General features: G+C 71.5%; 11 protein-coding genes, 1 tRNA gene and 1 riboswitch. Of the genes, 5 read left to right on the plus strand and 7 right to left on the minus strand.

Going from position 1 to position 17,510, the window contains the following annotated elements; genetic code table 11:
• Positions 1-67: 67 nt before the first annotated feature.
• Positions 68-1,030, minus strand: coding sequence for a cyclase family protein (locus ACIBW9_RS28040; RefSeq protein ID WP_398959613.1), 963 nt, complete (start codon positions 1,028-1,030; stop codon positions 68-70).
• Positions 1,027-2,013 carry a fumarylacetoacetate hydrolase family protein gene (locus ACIBW9_RS28045; protein ID WP_398959615.1) on the minus strand — a complete coding sequence of 329 codons (987 nt, stop codon included), beginning with the start codon at positions 2,011-2,013 and terminating at the stop codon, positions 1,027-1,029. The genes ACIBW9_RS28040 and ACIBW9_RS28045 overlap by 4 nt, the downstream gene beginning before the upstream one ends.
• Before the next feature lie 145 nt (positions 2,014-2,158).
• On the opposite strand from ACIBW9_RS28045, the gene ACIBW9_RS28050 reads away from it, so the two are divergent.
• The gene (locus tag ACIBW9_RS28050) at positions 2,159-3,124 is read left to right on the plus strand and encodes a LysR family transcriptional regulator (RefSeq protein ID WP_398959617.1); all 966 of its coding nucleotides are present in this window, start codon (positions 2,159-2,161) and stop codon (positions 3,122-3,124) included.
• Positions 3,125-3,627: 503 nt separating this feature from the next.
• Here the strand turns inward: ACIBW9_RS28050 and ACIBW9_RS28055 are convergent.
• Positions 3,628-4,896: an MFS transporter gene (locus tag ACIBW9_RS28055; protein WP_398959619.1), complete on the minus strand. Its 1,269-nt coding sequence runs from the start codon at positions 4,894-4,896 to the stop codon at positions 3,628-3,630.
• Between the two features lie 269 nt (positions 4,897-5,165).
• A complete protein-coding gene (locus tag ACIBW9_RS28060) occupies positions 5,166-6,062 on the minus strand; it encodes a PfkB family carbohydrate kinase (protein WP_398959621.1) in 897 nt (298 codons plus the stop codon).
• Positions 6,063-6,176: 114 nt separating this feature from the next.
• Here ACIBW9_RS28060 and ACIBW9_RS28065 point away from each other — a divergent pair, with 114 nt between their 5' ends.
• The gene (locus ACIBW9_RS28065) at positions 6,177-7,055 is read left to right on the plus strand and encodes a lysozyme (RefSeq protein ID WP_398959623.1); all 879 of its coding nucleotides are present in this window, start codon (positions 6,177-6,179) and stop codon (positions 7,053-7,055) included.
• A 96-nt stretch (positions 7,056-7,151) separates the two neighbouring features.
• Here the strand turns inward: ACIBW9_RS28065 and pepN are convergent, their stop codons facing one another.
• Both pepN and ACIBW9_RS28075 read right to left on the minus strand, forming a co-directional pair.
• Positions 7,152-9,587, minus strand: coding sequence for an aminopeptidase N (pepN, locus tag ACIBW9_RS28070; protein WP_398959625.1), 2,436 nt, complete (start codon positions 9,585-9,587; stop codon positions 7,152-7,154).
• 163 nt (positions 9,588-9,750) lie between these two features.
• Positions 9,751-11,622, minus strand: a complete 1,872-nt coding sequence (locus ACIBW9_RS28075) for a phosphatidylglycerol lysyltransferase domain-containing protein (protein WP_398959627.1) — start codon at positions 11,620-11,622, stop codon at positions 9,751-9,753.
• A 778-nt stretch (positions 11,623-12,400) separates the two neighbouring features.
• A riboswitch (M-box (ykoK) riboswitch) is annotated at positions 12,401-12,581 on the plus strand.
• Positions 12,582-12,901: 320 nt separating this feature from the next.
• Between ACIBW9_RS28075 and ACIBW9_RS28080 the strand changes: the two genes are divergently transcribed.
• Together ACIBW9_RS28080 and ACIBW9_RS28085 are read left to right on the plus strand one after the other, a co-directional pair.
• A complete protein-coding gene (locus ACIBW9_RS28080; RefSeq protein ID WP_398959629.1) occupies positions 12,902-14,248 on the plus strand; it encodes a magnesium transporter MgtE N-terminal domain-containing protein in 1,347 nt (448 codons plus the stop codon).
• Complete coding sequence (locus tag ACIBW9_RS28085; protein WP_398959631.1) at positions 14,245-15,531, plus strand: NRAMP family divalent metal transporter; 1,287 nt, start codon at positions 14,245-14,247, stop codon at positions 15,529-15,531. The genes ACIBW9_RS28080 and ACIBW9_RS28085 overlap by 4 nt, the downstream gene beginning before the upstream one ends.
• A gap of 37 nt (positions 15,532-15,568) precedes the next feature.
• Here ACIBW9_RS28085 and ACIBW9_RS28090 read toward each other — a convergent pair whose 3' ends face one another.
• The gene (locus ACIBW9_RS28090) at positions 15,569-17,035 is read right to left on the minus strand and encodes an amidase (RefSeq protein ID WP_398959633.1); all 1,467 of its coding nucleotides are present in this window, start codon (positions 17,033-17,035) and stop codon (positions 15,569-15,571) included.
• Positions 17,036-17,149: 114 nt separating this feature from the next.
• On the opposite strand from ACIBW9_RS28090, the gene ACIBW9_RS28095 reads away from it, so the two are divergent.
• Positions 17,150-17,226 (plus strand) — tRNA-Trp (locus tag ACIBW9_RS28095).
• The last annotated feature ends 284 nt before the right edge of the window (positions 17,227-17,510 follow it).

Genomic DNA, 17,510 nt, shown 5'->3' on the forward strand with positions numbered 1-17,510 from the left:
CCGGACGGGGCCGCACGGCTTCGGGCGGCGGGGGATGCGGCTCGCCCCGTGAGGGCGGCTGTGGGCGTTACTTGACGGCGATGGGGTTGACCGGGGAGCCGACCGCACCGGTGATGGGCAGCGGCGCGGCGGTGAGCCAGAACTCGTACACGCCGTCTTCGGCGCAGTCCGCGCCGAGCGCGTCGAGGTCCCACATCTCACCGATCAGCAGGCCGATGTTGGGGATGGCGACCTGGTGCAGCGGCTGGAAGGCGTTCTCGAACTCGTTGGGCCGTACCTCGAAGCCCCAGGTGTCGGTGGCGATGGCGGCGATCTCGGTGCCGTGCAGCCAGCCGGCGGTGGTGAACGACAGGCCCGGCGCCGGCCCGCCCGCATAGTCGCCCCAGCCCTCGCGCCGGGCGCGGGCGAGGCGCCCGGTCCGTACGAGGACGATGTCGCCGCGTCCGACGGCCACCCCGTGCGCCGCGGCGGTCGCGGTCAGATGCTCCTCGGTGATCGCGAACCCGTCGGCCAACTCGCCTTCGCTGCCCACCACTCGGCCGACGTCGAGGAGGACTCCGCGCCCGGCGACATGGGGTGCCATGTGCTCGATGCCGGTGACGAGGTCCCCGTCGGAGGTGACGACCTTCTCCGCCGGGCGTCCGTTCCAGGCCTTGCCGTGGTCGAAGATGTGGCCGAGCCCGTCCCACTGGGTGGAGCACTGCAACGGCATGGCGATCACGTCGTCGGCGCCGCCGATGCCGTGCGGGAAGCCCTGGTTGCCGAGGGCGGCGTCGGTGCCGGTGTCGAGCATCGTGTGGACGGGGTTGGTCCGCCGGCGCCAGCCCTTCTGCGGACCGTTCATGTCGAAGGACTGCGACAGCGAGAAACTGACCCCCCGTCGCACGAGCGCAGCGCCCTCGCGCCGCTTGGCCTCGTCGAGGAAGTTGAGGGTGCCGAGCACGTCGTCCTCACCCCAACGCCCCCAGTTCGAGAAGGCCTTGGCGGCCTCGGCGATCGCCCCTGCCGGGTCGTGACGGCCGAGCGTCATGACGCCTTCTCCGCCACACAGCGGGTGCGCTGAACACCCAGACCGGTGATGGAGCCCTCCATGACGTCGCCGTCGCGCAGCAGACGGCCCCAGTGGATACCGTTGCCGGCCGGGCTGCCGGTCAACACCAGGTCGCCGGGCAGGAGTCGGGAGGTCTGGGAGATGTACGACACCAGCCGCGCGACGCCGAAGAGCATGTCCTTGGTGGACTCGTCCTGCATGGTGTCGCCGTTCAGCTTCAGCGTGACCCGAAGGTCCCCCGGATCCGCGATCGACCCGGCCGGCACGAGCCACGGCCCGAGCGGTGTGAAACCGGGGGCGTTCTTGCACCGCAGCCAGTCGGTGCCGATGGCCTTCATGTCCCGGCGGAAGACGGTGGCACGGTCGGTGAGGTCATTGGCGATCGTGTACCCGGCGACGTACTCCAAGGCCTCCTCGACCGGCACCCGGTAGGCGGGCTTGGCGACGACGGCCGCCAACTCCAGCTCCCAGTCCGGCTTTTCGGCCCACTCGGGCAGTACGACGTCGTCGTACGGTCCCGCGATGGTGCTCGGCAGGCCGATGAACACGTACGGCAGGTCCTCGGCGGCCCGGCGGTCCATGACCGCGGCGATCTCCGCACGCGCCTCCTCGACCGTGCGCGGGTCGTCCGGCGAGCGGTGGGCGACCTCCAGGTCGATCACGTGCTGCCGGTAGTTGGCGCCGGACTGGAAGATCTGGCGGGGCTCCAGCGGGGCGTGCACCCGCAGGCCCTCCAGCGGCCGCCAGTCGAGGGCGGTGTCGGCCGCCAGGGCGTGCAGCACGGGGAGGGCCTGCTCCCACCGCTCCACCACGGCACGCATCCCGGACGGTGCCCAGTCCAGGGCCTTGCTCAGGTCGAGTACCCGGTCCTCGGCCAAGAGGCCGGGGAAAGGCTCTGCGTCGTCCTGGGCCGAGAACGTGCCGAGTGCGAACGGGCCGGCAGGTTGCGCGAGCGTTGCCATCAGATTTCCTCCTGCTGGGTTGCGGACTACTCTGGCCCTGATCAACCAATCAGGGAAATCAATCCTGTGAATGCACCACATCCATGGCATGGATGGCCCGCGGGATGGCCGCCCTCACCCGTCAGCTCGCTCCAGGTGGTAGCAAGTGAACCTGTCCCGTCTCGACCTCAACCTGGTCGTCGCCCTGCGTGCGCTGCTGGAGGAGCGCAACGTCACCCGGGCCGGCGAGCGCATCGGACTGAGCCAGCCCGCCATGAGCGCGGCGCTGGCCAGGCTGCGCCGTCATTTCGGCGACGAATTGCTCGCCCGCACCGGGAACTCCTACGAGCTGACACCGCTCGGCGTCGCCCTGCGGGACCGCAGCGTGACCGCCTGCGACCTGCTGGAACGCGTCTTCTCCAGCCAGGCCGACTTCGACCCGGCCGCCGAGACCCGGGAGTTCACGCTGCTCGCCTCCGACTACGGCACGGCCGTGTTCGGCGCCGCACTCGCCCGCGCCCTGCACCACGAGGCGCCCGGCATCCGGCTCACCTTCCAGCACACGCCGCCCTCCGTCGTGGAGAACCCCGCCACCGCGCTGAGCACGGTCGACGGCCTTCTGATGCCGCACGGCGTCATCGACGGCCTGCCCGCCGTCGACCTGCACCAGGACCGATGGCTGTGCCTGGTCGCCGACGACAATCCCGAGATCGGTGACGAACTCACCCTCGACCACCTGGCACGTCTGCCCTGGGTCGTCTACCAGCGCCCCTACGACGCCCCGGCCGCCCGCCAGCTCAGCATGATCGGCATCAGCCCCCGGGTGGAGGTCTCCGTGCAGGCCTTCCAGCTGCTGCCCCACATGGTCGAGGGCACCAGCCGGGTCGCGATGATCCAGGAACGCCTGGCCCGCGGAGCGGTCCGCTCCGCCGCGGTACGCGTCCTGCCCTGCCCCTTCGAGGCGGTACCGGTGCAGGAGGCGATGTGGTGGCACCCCGTCCATACCCAGGACGCGGCCCACATCTGGCTCCGGCAGAAGGCGGCTGAGGTGGGCGCGACGCTGACGGGCAACGGCCACGGGCCGGCGGTTGCCGGGGCACGGGGCACCGGGCGGACGCCGGGCCGGCCGTGATCCGGTTCGGGGTCTGCCTGGTGGGTGGGCTCGGGCGGGGTGGGCGGCGTGTGGCCGAGGGGTGACGGCACATCTGGTTGCGGCAGAAGGCGGCTGAGGTGGGCGCGACGGTGAGGGGCAACGGCCACGGGCCGGCGGTTGCCGGGGCACGGGGCGCTGGGCGGGCGCCGGGCCGGCCGTGATCCGGTTCGGGGTCTGCGTGGTGCGTGGGCGGGTTGTGGCCGAGGGGTGACGGCATATTTGGTTGCGGCAGAAGGCGGCTGAGGTGGGCGCGACGGTGAGGTGCAACGGCCACGGGCTGGCGGTTGCCGGGGCACGGGGCGCTGGGGGGCGCCGGGCCGGTCGTGATCCGGTTCGGGGTCTGCCTGGTGGGTGGGCTGGGGCGCGCGCCGGGTCGGCGGGTTGTGGCCGGCGGGCTGCGGGCCCGGCGCCGCCAGGGGCCGGGCCCGCAGCCCGCTGTCGACCCCTGAACGGCGCGTCGGTGGCCGTCGGTGTACGCGGCCTCAGGCGAGCGACTCCGGCAGCGCCCTGGACTCGACGGCGGGCGCGCGGCGGTGGGCCGCCAGCAGTCCCGCCGCGACGAGAGCGGCGGCCAGCCCCAGTACGCCCACCGCGCCGGCGAGGGTGCCGACCGCCGACTCCACGGCGAGCAGCACCAGCGGGCAGACGAACTCACCGGCGAAGAACGCTGCCGTCCACAGTCCCGTGCCGCGACCGCGGTCCTCGAAGGCCAGCCGGGACATGGCGCCGGTGAGCAGGGCGGGCAGCAGCATGCCCGTACCCACACAGTTGATCACCGCTCCGACGACCAGCAGCGGCGCATTGCCCGCGAGGAACATCACCCCGAAGCCGACCCCGCAGACGGCGAGAACGGCCGGCAGCATCCCGTCCGGGGAGCGCCCGAGACGGGCGAAGGTGATCGCCCCACCCACGGTCGCGGCACTGGCGAGCGCCGTGGCGAGGCCGATCACACCGGAGTTCTTCGTCCCGAGGTCGTCCAGCAGGTACGACATCTCCACCGGCACGGTGTAGAAGACCATCGCACCGAAGAAGGTCAGGACGCAGCTGCCCCGCAACTGCCGCCAGGGGAAAGGCCGCCGGACCTCCGGCGCGGCCGGCGCCTCGACGGCGGCCGGGCGTGCAGCAGGGTCGGGCAGGGCGGTCGCCATCAGCGGGGCGAGCGCCAGGCTCACGGCGTACACCCAGAAGGGCGCGCGCCAGCCCGCCGATCCGGCGGCGCCGCCCAGCACGAAGAACGCGGTCGCCGAGGCTGAGGCGCACATGGTCTGCAGGGCTAGGTACTTCACCCGCCGCGGTCCCGAGTAGTAGTCGCCGATCAGCGTGGTGCAACACGTCATGATCGCGGCCTCGGCGACCCCGACGAGGGCGCGGCTGGCGATGATGGCGCCGAGCGAGTCCAGCCAGAGCGGCGCGGTGCCGAACAGGGCGTACAGCAGGGTCGCCACGATCAGCAGACGCTTGCGGCCGAGCCGGTCCACGATCACGCCGGCGAACGGGGCGAGCAGGGCCAGCGCCAGCGCCGGAACGGTCAGCGCCAGAGGCACCAGCGTCTTGGCACCGGGAACGGATCCGAAGTGGTCCTGCATCTTCGGCAGTACCGGCGCGATGAGCACTGCCCCCAGGATCGGCAGACAACTGCCCGCCATCAGCAGGGTCACCCGCAGCAGATGGGCTGGCCCCGATATGGCTACGGGTGGCGAAGCGGCGTCCTCGACCGCGGCGGCTGAGGGCGGCGGGGCGGAACCGGGCATGGCGACTCCAGGCGACGTGTAAGGAATGGGGCATGCCTGTCAGGGGCGCCGTCGGCGCTCGGCATGCAGGCGACGGTGCCGCGCGACTGCGGCTGGTCCGGACAGCGGCGCGCGGGCAGGGACGACTATGGGCCCCTTTGGAGCCCGGCCGCCATCCTTGGCGCGATCCGAATCCCGTATCCGGAGCATCCACGCGATGGATGAGGCCGATCTGGGTTTGAAATTTCAACCACAAGCCGGGCGGGATGCGCCCGGCGAATGCTGTGGCCTCAACTGCCTTGCATCCAGGCACGTGTGCCGAACGACGCACACGCCCGCGAGGCCACCGCGGCCGCACCCCGCAGTGCCTGCACGAAGCCCTCCGACGTCAGGGGCCCCTGAACGGCGAGCTGATGAGCGAGCGCCCCGTGCAGCACATCCCCCGCGCCCAGGGTGTCCGCCACACGGCCCGCGGGCACGTCCACCGTCCCACTGCTGTCGGGGCCCGCCCACACGATGGGCCGACCGCCCCGGCTGACCGCCGACCAGGGGACCCCGTGCTCCCGCAGAAACCGCAGCGTGTCCGCAGGCGTGCTCGCGCCGGGCGGGCGGAAGTCGGCCGAGCAGACGGCCACGTCGATGAAAGGCAGCAGGTCCCGCGTGCCGTCCTTCCAGCTGCCCCCGTCGAGGACGGTCGGACGGCCGGCGGTGCGCGCGAGCCGTGCGGCGGCCACGGCCAGGTCCATGTGATGGCCGTCGAACTCCGCGATGTCGCAGGCGGCCACCAGCAGGTCGAGATCGTCGGGCGGGGCGAGCCGGTGGCCTTTCGCGTTGGTCGAGGCGACGGCGCGTTCCCCGGTGGACGCAGTCACCAGAACGGACGAGACGGCCGGTGGCTCGGCCGACTCCGCCGCCAGGTCCGACACGGCCACGCCCAGGCCGCCGAGGTCTTCCTTGATCCCGAGCCCCAGCGGATGGGAGCCGATCGCGGTGAGCAGCCGGGCCGTGCCACCCAGGTGGCTGAAGGCCGCGGCCGCGTTCGCCGCCGGACCGCCTGCCGCGACGACCTGCTCACGAGCCGTCAGTTTCTCGTTCGAAGCCGGCGCATGCTCCACGAGCTGAATGACGTCCAGCGTGCACAAACCGACGAACAGCCCTCGGGGACGTCCTTCCGTCGCCTGCACCACCCACCAGCACCTCCTCCTGCACGGCATGCGGTCACACCCATTGGAGTACTCCGACCCCGGTAATGCCTTCATTGGGCGGTACATGGCGTGCGGTGCGGCGCGCGCCGGGGTCAGATGGGTTGCGTGCCAAGCTGCTTCCGTCCTCAGCACGGCCGCTCGCGCTGGCGTCTCATCGCTGCCCTGACCGGCCTCCTCCTCACCCTGCCCGCATTGCCGCCCGCGTACTCGGCGGCCGGACCCTGGCCCGATCCACCCGTGCGTGGCGGCGCCTACATGGGAATGGGCGTCGGAAAGTACGAAGGAATGGGCGCCCACTCCGACCCCGATCCCGACCCGCCGCCCCTGCAGGTCGGCCAGACCGAAGGTGTCGACGTCTCCAGCTACCAGGGCGAAGTCGCCTGGTCCGCCTTGTGGAGCAGCGGCACCCGCTGGTCCTACACCAAGGCCACAGAGGGGACGTCCTACCAGAACCCCTACTTCGCCCAGCAGTACGACGGCGCCTATCGCGTCGGCATGGTCCGCGGGGCGTACCACTTCGCCACGCCGGACTCCAGCAGCGGCACCGCGCAGGCCGACTACTTCGTCGACCACGGCGGGCGCTGGTCCGCCGACGGCCGGACCCTGCCCGGTGCCCTCGACATCGAGTGGAACCCCTACGGTGACGCCTGTTACGGCAAGACCAAGAGCGGCATGGTGGCCTGGATCCGTGCCTTCCTGAACCGCTACAAGGCCCGCACCGGTCGCACCGCCGTGATCTATACGGCCACGAACTGGTGGAACAGCTGCACGGGCGGCTACAAGGGCTTCGGCTCCACCAACCCCCTGTGGGTCGCCCGGTACGCCTCGACGGTCGGCGAGCTTCCGGCGGGCTGGTCGACGTACATGATGTGGCAGTACACCTCCTCCGGTGCGACCGTCGGCGACCACGACAAGTTCAACGCCCCCGCGGACAAACTGCGGGAGTTCGCGGCCGCCCACCGGGGCGACGACTGACCGTTTCCTTCGCCGGCGGAGGCCGGCCGCCCGTGCAGGAACGGCCGCAGGGAGATGCGGCCGCGCCTGCACGGGCGGGGCGCCCTGCAGGAACGGTCAGGGCCTGCGGGAACGCGAACGCAGCATGCGGCGGACCGTGTCCGAGCGTTCGAGGAGCGTGTTGCGGACCACCGGGACCGCCTCGGCCGCGATCTGCTGGGCGGTCTCGATGTAGCCGGAGTCGATGGCGTGGGGCGGGAACAGGTGGCTCGTGTACCCCATCGCCGGGATCATTCCCCCCTGGTGCAGATGGGGGATCACCTCCAGGTAGCGCTGCGTGTAGGGGCTGAGCAGGTCGTCCTGGCCGGGACGCCAGAAGGCCGCCGCCACCTGGCCGACCCCGGAGACGGGAACGGTGCGGTCGACGACGAGCTGCTGCCAGACCTCTGCCTTGGCGGCCGCGTCGGGCACCGCGGCCCGCACGGTGAGGGCGCGGATCCAGGCGTCGGGGTCCGGGTCACGTTCCAGCAGGAGACGGGCCTCGGACGAGACGTCCCCGCCCAGTTCGGCCGCGCGGACGAGCGCGCGCCAGTGCAGGTCGACGTCGTCGCCCGCCTGTTCGCGCAGCCAGGCGAGGTCCTCGTCGGTCGTGGCGGAACGGGCCAGCCCGCGCAGGGCGACCTGGCGGCGGCCGGGGTCCGCGGCGAGCTCCCGACAGGTCCTGGCCACCGCCGCCGTCAGCTCCGCGCGGTCGCCGGGCGGCGCCCACAGTTCGGCGATGTTCGCGGCGAGCGTCAGATACGGCTCGATCACGGCGTCCGACGTCTCGGCCGCAAGGACCGCGGTGATGCACTGCCCGGCTTCCACGGCCGTGGCCTCGCCCGTGGTCAGCATGTCCCACACGGTGGCGGCGGCCACGCCCCGGGAGAGGGCCGTGGGCAGGTCCGCGGCCGAACGGAAGAGGGCGTCCCGGGTCGTGGGGTCCGGGCGGGCCGTGGCGAAGGTCAGATCGTCGTCGTTGATCAGCAGCACGTCCGGCGCGGGAGGCAGGCCGAGGACGGGGGTACGGGGCTGTGTCACCTCGATCCGTTCCAGCGCCGTGCGCTCCAGCGCCTGTCCGTTCCGGGCGTACGCGCCCACCGCCAGAACCTGGGGGCGCGGGGTGCCGGCGGCCACCAGGGTGACGCTCCCGCCCTCGCGCTCCAGCCGGAAGCGGTCGGTGCCGGCCGTCGCCAGCCAGGCGGTGCGCCAGCCGTCCAGGTCCCGCCCGCTGGCCTTGCCGAGGGAGTCGATCAGATCCTGGAGCGTGGTGTTGCCCCACGCGTGGCGGGCGAAGTAGGCGGCCATACCGGCCCGGAAGCTCTCCTCGCCGACATACGTCATGAGCTGCTGCAGGACGGAGGCACCCTTGGGATAGGTGATGTTGTCGAAGATCGACGCGGCCTGGGCGACATCGTGGATGGGCTGGTGGATCGGGTGGGAGACCGGCCCTTGGTCGGCCAGATAGGCCTTCAGCTTGTCGCTCACCAGGTGCCCCGCCCAGGCGTCCGTGTAGCGGGTGGCGCGCTCGGCGGCCCAGTGGCAGGCGAACTCCGCGAATGCCTCGTTCAGCCAGAGGTCGTCCCACCAGCGCATGGTGACGATGTTGCCGAACCACATGTGCGCCATCTCGTGCAGCAGCACCTTGGCGAGCAGCTCCCGCTCGGCGGGCGTCGGCGCAGCCCTCCGCAGGAACACGTCCGACCAGGTCACACAGCCGTAGTTCTCCATCGCCCCGCCGAACTCGGGCATGAACACCTGGTCGTACCTGCGCTGCGGGAACGGCATCGCGAAGGCCTCGCCGTAGAAGGCAAGACCCTGCTGAGTGAGGGTGAAGATCTCGTCCGCGTCACGGTCGAGGACCTCGGCGAGCGAGCGGCGCGCGTACAGGCCGAGGTCGTGGCCGTCGGCCTCGCGGCGGATCTCGTGGAAGGGACCCGCGTTGACGACCGTGTTGTACGTGGACAGCGGCGGCGTGTCCGGGAAGATCCAGCGGCGGGCCGTCCCCAGCTCCTCGATACGTGCCTCGCCGGAGTTGCTGGTGACGGTCCAGGCGGCGGGGGCCGTGACGGTGAAGGCGTGCGGGGCCTTGAGGTCGGGCTGGTCGAAGCACGCCCAGACGAACCGGGCCTCGTCCGGTTCGAAGCTCGTCCACACATAGACCTCGCCGTCGGCGGGGTCGGTCGCCTTGTGCACGCCCTCGCCCGCGGTCGTGTCGGCCTGGATGCTCTCCACGCGCAGCACGTTGTGCCGGGCCAGGCCGGGCAGGGGGATCCGGCCGTCGTCGCCGGGGGTGAGAGCGATGCCGTTCAGGGTGGCGCCGACGACCTGTGCCGCGCAGTCCACGAAGCTTTCGGCACCCGGCTGGTGGCAGGTGAAGGTCACGGTGGACACGCACCGCACCTCGGGTCCGTCGGGCAGTGCCGTGAGGTCGACGTCCACGTCGTACCGCTCGACGGTCAACAGCGCGGCCCGGTGCTCGGCTTCGTCACGGGTCAGGCTTCGGATCCCCATGCATCCTCCTCGTCAGACAGCGGGCGTCAGCGTATGCCGGACCGCGGCGGAGCGCGCAGGGTTTTCCGGCGCACCGAACGGGCGCCGGGTGCCGGGCGATGGGCGGAGGGCGCGGGTGGCCGACACCGGCCGCCCGCGCCCTCACTGCTGCTTGCCGAGGAGGTCAGGCGGCGCCTGCTCCTGCTGCGGAGTCAGCCTGCTGACGAACTCCTGCAGCGGGCTGGCGCCTGCGGAACTTGGGCAGGCGTGGCGGGGTGAGGAAGCCCTCCGCGCAGGCGCTGGCGATGCCGATGCGCGGCAGGTCTGCCGTCTTCTCGAACAGCAGGAAGCGGGGCTCCCAGACCGGCCGGTACTTGGCGTTGGCGCGGTAGAGGGACTCGATCTGCCACCAGCGGGAGAAGAAGGTGAGGATCGAGCGCCACAGCCGTAGCACCGGTCCGGCGCCGAGGCGCGCGCCGCGCTCGAAGACGGCGCGGAACATGGCGAAGTTCAGCGACACCCGTTGTACGTCCAACTCCTTTGCGCGCAGCAGCAGTTCGACGACCATGAACTCCATCAGGCCGTTCTCGCCGTCCCGGTCGCGGCGCATGAGGTCGAGGGACAGTCCGTGCTCGCCCCAGGGCACGAAGCTCAGCAGCGCCCGCAACTCGCCTTCGCCGTCGCGGCACTCCAGCATCACGCAGTTTCCGTCGCCCGGGTCGCCGAGCCGGCCGAGCGCCATGGAAAAGCCGCGCTCGGTGGCGCCGTCGCGCCATTGGTCGGCGCGTTCGACCAGCGTCGCCATCTCGTCGTCGGGGATGTCCGCGTGGCGGCGCATGCTCACGGTGTACCCGGCCCGCCGCACCCGGTTGTGCGCCTGACGTACGACGCGCATCGCGCGGCCCTCGAGGGTGAAGTCGGCGACGTCCACGATGGCCTCGTCGCCGAGTTCGAGGGCGTCCAGGCCGTGCCGGGCGTAGATCGTGCCGGCCTCCTCGCTCGCGCCCATCACGGCGGGCGTCCAGGCGTGGCGGCGGGCCTCGGCGAGCCAGGCGTCGATGGCGCCGGGCCATGCCTCCGGGTCGCCGATCGGGTCGCCGGAGGCGAGGGTGACGCCGCCGACCACGCGGTAGGCGACGGCGGCCTTGCCGGTCGGCGACCAGATGACCGCCTTGTCGCGGCGGAGCACGAAGTAGCCGAGGGAGTCGCGCTCGCCGTGCCGGTCGAGCAGCGCGCGCAGCCGCTCCTCGTCCTCCGCGCCGAGCAGGTCCCGGCCGCGGGGCGAGCGGAAGAAGACGTACAGGACGAGGCAGAAGGTCGCCGCGACCATGATGTTGACGATGACGTCCACCCAGCGGGGCGCCTGCACGGCATCCACGCGGTCGGCGAGCGGGCCGACGCTGATGCCCCGCAACAGCGTGTACGCGACCTTGTCGAACAGCGTGGCACCGTGGAGTTTGTTGGTCGCCCCGACCAGCAGCGTGCCGATCGCGCCGCTGACCAGCATGCCGCCCGCTCCGACGGCGAGCGCCAGCTTCGGGTTGGACGGGTCCCCGACCGCCTCGAATTCCCGGCGCCCGATCAGCAGCGCGGCCACGAACAGGCCGGTGAGCAGGGCCGACCCCCAGTTGAAGACGTGCCCCCGGAACGGGCTCTGGGTGAGTGCGACGGCATACAGCACGAAGAGCGGCCCGGCAAGGACCATGTTGACCGTCCAGGCGGCCCGCTTCCTGCGCCGCATCACCAGCGACAGGAAGATCGCGAGTGCGGCCGAGACCAGGCCGGCGGTGGCCAGGTACGGAGTGAAGTAGTCACCCGCGTGGTGCGCGTGGAACCGGTGGGCCGTGTGGGAGGCGTAGATCCGGCCGGTGTTGTGCTCGTCCACCTCGCGCCGGAACGGCACGGACACGACCGCCACGATGTTGACCAGGGCGATCAGCCGCAGGTACCAGACGGTGAAGGCGGCTGCCCGTGCCCGCAGCCGGGAGGGGGCGGGCGGTTGTTCGGGGGCGGAGCGCCGGCGGGGGATCAGGGCCGACTGCTGCTGGGCGGTCATGACTGGGGTCACCTTGGGGAGTGGGCGGTGGGATCGGTACGGGTGGGGACGGGACACGGGGCAGGGCCGTCGCGTGCCCGACCCCTTCTACCCTGTAGTCCGGGCGAACGCCAGCGGGAGGTGGCCTCGGCGAGGTCCCTCACCGGCCTACAGGTCCCGGCGGATCGAGAGCCTGACCGTACGAGACCCTGAGCCTGAAGCCGGCCGGGCACGCCGTGTACTGTCTCGCGGTCGGAGCGCAGCTCCTTGTTCATCTCTCTTCCCGCGTGCTTGCCGTCCACCTCGCCCTACGTCTTGTAGGGCGAGAGCACCCTACATCTTGTAGGACTGCTGAGGTGCGGTCCGGACGGCGAAGACCGCCGGCCCCGGTGGCCGACCAGTTCACCTTCGCGCAGTTGAGGACGGAAGGCTGCCGGTGCCGGTTGTCTGTGCGGACAGATCTGCCGGTCACCTTGACCGTCCCTTGGTGCTCTCTTGGTGAAACGCGCCGTTCCGCGGGGAGTTGATGCGCTATGACACCCTCGCGCCCGGATGGTGCGGCGGCTCGCGGCGGTGGTGCTCTGCGGTGGTCTGCCGGCCGGGTGCACGACGGGGGACGACAGCCCCGTACCGGCCCCGCGTTCGCTGCCCCCGCAGAGCCGGTCGGCGGCACCACCGGGCAGCCGGACCGGACGGCGTACCACCGAGTGCCGGTCGCGACAGGTCACAGGCATGGTCAAGGGCCGGTCATAGGCGGGAAAGTCGCGCCCTGACAGGCGTATCCTGTGAGCGGTTTGACCAGACACCTCGTTCGGTGAGGCGTCTTCACGGACACAGGCCACTGATCCCACCCGTCGAGAGACGCTCCGGATCAGGACAGGTCTCCCCGGCCCAAGGGGTGACCCCAAGTGGCTTCCCCCGCGCGGTCGGCGGGGGATCACGCCGTGGAGTGCCAAAGCTCTGACGAGTTGGGGTGCGGCGGAGCCGAGTGCTCCCGGTTGCCCCTTGCCGTATGGCCGCGACGCCCGTTGCGTGGCCGGGACCGGGAGGAGGCGAGATGGACAGTAGTCCGGGCCACAGTCGGCCCTTCTCCGTGTTGTCCGCGCTGTCCTTCCGTGGCCTCGGACAGCCCGTCCTTCCCTGACTGCTGCCGCGCACCCGCCTTGCCGGGCCGGGCGCCGGCGTGCCGTCGTCGTGCTGTGTGCCGACGGTTCGGGAGGGCGCGTGCTGCCCAGGGCTGCCCGGTGCCCCGCCACGGTGGGGCAAGGGGGTGTTCGTCTTGGCTGCCCACACTCTGCTCATGTCCACCTCGGCCCGCCTGCGCGACCGGCGGGTCACTCTGGAACGCCGTGCCACCGCGTCCAAGGCGGTCCGTACGTCACTGGTGTCGCTCGCGGGGCTCGTCGGAGGTCCGGTCACCAACCAGTCCGGCGAGGAGGTCGGGCGCGTCGTCGACGTCGTCGCACGGCTGTACGGGCCCGAGCCCTACCCGCCCGTCACCGGGCTGATCCTGCGCATCGGCCGGCGGCGGACCTTCCTGCCGGCCGACGCCGTCGGCAAGTTCCATGCGGGACAGGTACGGCTGCGCACCGCGCGGGTCGACCTGCGTGACTTCGCCCGCCGCCCGGGCGAGGTGCTGCTGGCCAAGGACGTCCTCGACCACCAACTGGTCGACGTGGACGGGGTCCAGGTCACCCGCGCCGCCGACCTGTATCTCGCGCCCCTGGTCGACCAGGTCGTCCTGGTCGGGGTCGACGTCTCGCTGCCCACGCTGCTGCGCCGGCTCGGCCCCCGCCGCTGGCAGGCGAGGCCGACCCCGGAGCGGGTGCTGGACTGGCAGGCGGTGGCCCCCTTCGCCGAACAGGCCACCGAGGGGCCGCCCGAGGTGCGGCTGCGCGCCTCCAGGACCGCACTGCGCCGGCTGCGCCCGGCAGATCTGGCCGACATCCTCGAAGACCTCGGCCGCGCCGAACGCCAGCAGCTGCTCGGCTGGCTGGAACCGGAGCAGGCAGCCGACGCACTGGAGGAGATGGAACCGGCCGAACTGGAGAACCTGCTGCGCGAGGCCAAACCGGAATACGCCGCCCGGCTGGTGGACGAGATGGAGCCGGACGAGGCCGCCGACGCCCTGCGCGACCTCACCGGCGAGGAACGCGAGGCGCTGCTGACCCGTATGCCGAAGGGGGAGGCGGCCGAGCTGCGGAGGCTGCTGACCCACCGTGAGGGCACCGCGGGCGGCGCCATGACCACCCTGCTGGTCACCGCCCGCCGCGACGCGACCGTCGCCGACATACGGGCACTCCTGGCCGAACAGGTCGAGCACCGCACCGAGGTCGACGCCGTCGCCGTCGTCGACGACGAGGGCCGGGTCGTGTGCGACATCCCCCTCTTCGACCTGGCGGTGGCCGAGGACACGGCCCCGGTCGCCGACCTGGTGACCTGGCGGGCCCAGTTCGGCCCGCCCGTCACCGTGCAGGCGGACACCCCGCTGTCCGACGCCGCCGACCAGCTGGTCGCGGCCCGCGCCTCCTCCCTCCTGGTGGTCGACGACGGCGACCGCCCGCTCGGCCGGATCCTGGCCGACGACCTGCTCGACGCCCTGCTGCCCGAACGCGGGCGCCTGCACTTCCGGAGGTTCCTGCAGTGACCCGCGACCTCGACACCACCCCCGCCACCCCGGAAACCCCCACGCGCCGCGCCGGCTGGCGGCGCATCACCCTGGTCGCGGCGATCGCCGGCCCCGGCCTGGTCGCCGCGAACGCCGGCAACGACGCCGCCGGCATCGCCACCTACGCCTCCGCGGGCGCCCAGTTCACCTACGGCACCCTGTTCTTCATGGTGCTGGTCACCATCGCCCTGGTCATGGTGCAGGAGATGGCCGTACGCCTCGGCGCCCACACCGGCAAGGGCCTCGGTGCCCTGATCCGCGAGCAGTTCAGCCTCCGTCTGAGCGCACTCGCCGTGTTCTGTCTGCTGCTGGCCAACACCGGCCTGGTGGTCAGTGAGTTCGCGGGGATCGGCGCAGCGTTCGAACTCCTCGGCGTCCCCAAATGGGCGGTCATCCCACCCGCCGCGATCCTCCTGTGGGCCCTCGTGCTGTTCGGCTCCTACCACTGGGCCGAACGCATCTTCCTGATCATGTCGCTGGCGTTCTTCGCCTACCCGGTCGCGATGATCCTCGGCCACCCCGACTGGGGCGCCGTGGGCCACCACCTGGTGGTCCCGCACGTCGAGCCGAGCAAGGACTTCATCCTGCTGGCGGTCGCGCTGATCGGTACGACGGTCAGCCCGTACATGCAGTTCTACGCCGCCGCAGGCGTCGTCGACCGGGGTGCCAAGCCCGCCGACTACCCCCTCATCCGCGCCGACGCGATCCTCGGCGCCGTCTTCGCCTGCATCATCAGCCTGACCATCATCATCGCCACCGCCTCGGCCATCGGCGGAACCGGTCCGCTGAACTCCGCCGCCCAGGCAGCCGAGGCCCTCAAACCGGTCGCCGGCCAGAACGCGGAACTCCTCTTCGCCCTCGGACTGATCGGCGCCTCCGCCCTGGCCGGAGCCGTGGTCCCCCTCTCCGCCAGCTACGCCATAGGCGAGGCCGCCGGTGTGGAACGCTCCGTCTCCCGCAGCTTCCGCGACGCCCCGCTGTTCCTGGGGCTGTTCACCGCCCAGATCGTGCTCGGCGCCACGGTCGCCATGACACCGGTCGACGTCATTCAACTCCTCATCGGCACCCAGGTCCTCCAGGGCCTGATCAGCCCCATCGTCCTGGTGTACCTCCTGGTGCTGACCAACCGCCGCTCCGTCCTCGGCCCAGCCGCCAACGGCCCCCGCTACCGCATCGCGGCCACCGCCGTGGTCGTCGGTGTCGGCGCCATGTCCACCATCCTTCTGATGCAGACAGTGCTCGGCTGGTTCGGCCTCGCCTGACACCCCCACCGGGGGCGTCAGGCGTCGCGCTCCATGACTACGAGCTTTCGGAGTGCTCCGGCGCCTGGAAACCGCCGAGCTTCGGCTCGAGCAGTTCGGCCAGCCGCAGCGGGGTGCGGTCCTCGAACATCGGGCCGATCAGCTGCACGCCCACCGGCAGACCCTCGGCGGACCGGCCCGTCGGTACGGCGGTGGCGGGCAGTCCGGGCATGGTGGCCAGACCGGCCCACACGAGCTGGTCCAAGTACGGGTACTCGACGCCGTCGATGTCGAGCCGACGACTCATCAGATCGGGATTGTGGTCGTGCGGGAACGCCGGAGTGGGCGTGACGGGACACACCACGGCGTCGAACTCGGCGAAGACCTGCCGCCAGCCGTGGCGGTGCAGTTCACGGCGGTGGTTCGCCTCCATCCAGTCGCGGTGGCTGAGCACCGTGCCGCGCAGCCGCGCCGCGCCAAGACTCCGGTCCTCCGCGCTCAGTCCGGCGGCATGGGTTCGCAGCTGCTCGTACGTGTCGACGGAAAAACGTGCGGCGGAGTTCGAAAACAGCAGCTGCGTGTAGATTTCGGCAGCTTCGGTGAGGCTGGGCAGCAGCGGACTGTGCCGTTCGACGCGGGCGCCGGCGTCGGCAAGAGCGTCGGCCACCCGCCCCACGCCCGCCCGCACAGCGGACCCGGTCGGGATGAGCGGATGCTCGTCGAGAACCAGAACCCGGAAGTCGCGGAGCTGCTCGTGGCGCGCGGGCGGCAGCCGCAACTCGTGCGCCACACCGAGCGTCAGCGGGTCAGGTCCGGCCATGACGTCGAGCAGCAGCGCGAGGTCGCGGGCGCTGCGCGCCATCGGACCGACGACGGCGAGGTCGGGCTCGGCGGGCAACGCCGGCGCGGGCGGCGGGACCATACCGCGGGTCGCCGCCAGCCCCACGGTCGGCTTGTGGGCGTACACACCGCAGAAATGTGCCGGGGTGCGCAGTGAACCGCCGATGTCGGAGCCGATGGACAGCGCGCCGAATCCGCAGGCGAGGGCCGCCGCTGATCCACCGGAGGACCCACCCGGGGTTCGGCCGTGATCCCACGGGTTGTTGGTGGTGCCGTAGATCTCGTTGAAGCTCTGCACATCCTGCAACAGCAAGGGCACATTGGTCTTGCCGAGCACCACCGCTCCTGCGGCCTTGAGCCGCGACACCTGCACCGCGTCCTCGGCCGGCAGATAGTTCCGGTGCGGCGGTATGCCCCAGGTCGTGGGCAGTCCGGCGACGTTGTAGGACTCCTTGACCGTGACCGGAATGCCGAGCAGCGGCCGGTCCTCGCCGCGGGCGCGGGCCTGGTCCGCGTCGTGCGCGGCGGTCCGCGCACGGTCGAAGTCCGGCACACAGATCGCGTTGACCGCCTTGTCGTCCCGCTCGATACGGGCGATCGCCTCGTCGGTCAGCTCCACCGAAGTCACTTCACCGGCGCGCAGGGCAGCGGAGAGTTCTTCGGCCGTCAGAAAATTCCACTCCATGAACGGACCGTACAGGTGTCCCGGAGGGGCCATGAAATGCCTTTGTGCGCAAGGCAGTCAGCGGAAAACCATTGGCCGCGGACCTGCTGTTCATGCCAGGCTCTCCTCCATCAAAGGGGCGTAGCTCAGCTGGCCAGAGCGCCGGTCTCCAAAACCGGATGTCGCAGGTTCAAATCCTGCCTCCCCTGCCAGCGAGCATGTCGGCGCGTCCGGCTCGGCCGCGACGCGACCCCGGCCCCGGCGGGTGCGACCGTCAGTGAACTCCTCCCTCAGAAAGTCCGGTTGGCCTCGTTGACATCCCATCAGCTCAGGCGTTTCACTCGACACTCGTGGATGGCAACGTTGTCAGGTCGCCGCAGAAAGCTTCCGACAACGTTGTCTGCCGTCGGCGCTGCGCCGTTCGCCGAGCGCCGGCACCTGATGTGCGAAGCACGAACCGCTGCGGAGGCAACCGATGGTGAGACCCCGACGTTCA

Origin of the sequence: Streptomyces sp. NPDC049541 (genome assembly GCF_044465725.1) — a bacterium.
Classification (GTDB): domain Bacteria; phylum Actinomycetota; class Actinomycetes; order Streptomycetales; family Streptomycetaceae; genus Streptomyces.

Coding starts and splice junctions, on each gene's coding strand:
- ACIBW9_RS28040 (WP_398959613.1), bottom strand. CDS start 1,030: ATGACGCTCGGCCGTCACGACCCGGCAGGGGCGATCGCCGAGGCCGCC.
- ACIBW9_RS28055 (WP_398959619.1), bottom strand. CDS start 4,896: ATGCCCGGTTCCGCCCCGCCGCCCTCAGCCGCCGCGGTCGAGGACGCC.
- pepN (WP_398959625.1), bottom strand. CDS start 9,587: ATGGGGATCCGAAGCCTGACCCGTGACGAAGCCGAGCACCGGGCCGCG.
- ACIBW9_RS28065 (WP_398959623.1), top strand. CDS start 6,177: ATGGGTTGCGTGCCAAGCTGCTTCCGTCCTCAGCACGGCCGCTCGCGC.
- ACIBW9_RS28075 (WP_398959627.1), bottom strand. CDS start 11,622: ATGACCGCCCAGCAGCAGTCGGCCCTGATCCCCCGCCGGCGCTCCGCC.
- ACIBW9_RS28090 (WP_398959633.1), bottom strand. CDS start 17,035: ATGGAGTGGAATTTTCTGACGGCCGAAGAACTCTCCGCTGCCCTGCGC.
- ACIBW9_RS28080 (WP_398959629.1), top strand. CDS start 12,902: ATGTCCACCTCGGCCCGCCTGCGCGACCGGCGGGTCACTCTGGAACGC.
- ACIBW9_RS28045 (WP_398959615.1), bottom strand. CDS start 2,013: ATGGCAACGCTCGCGCAACCTGCCGGCCCGTTCGCACTCGGCACGTTC.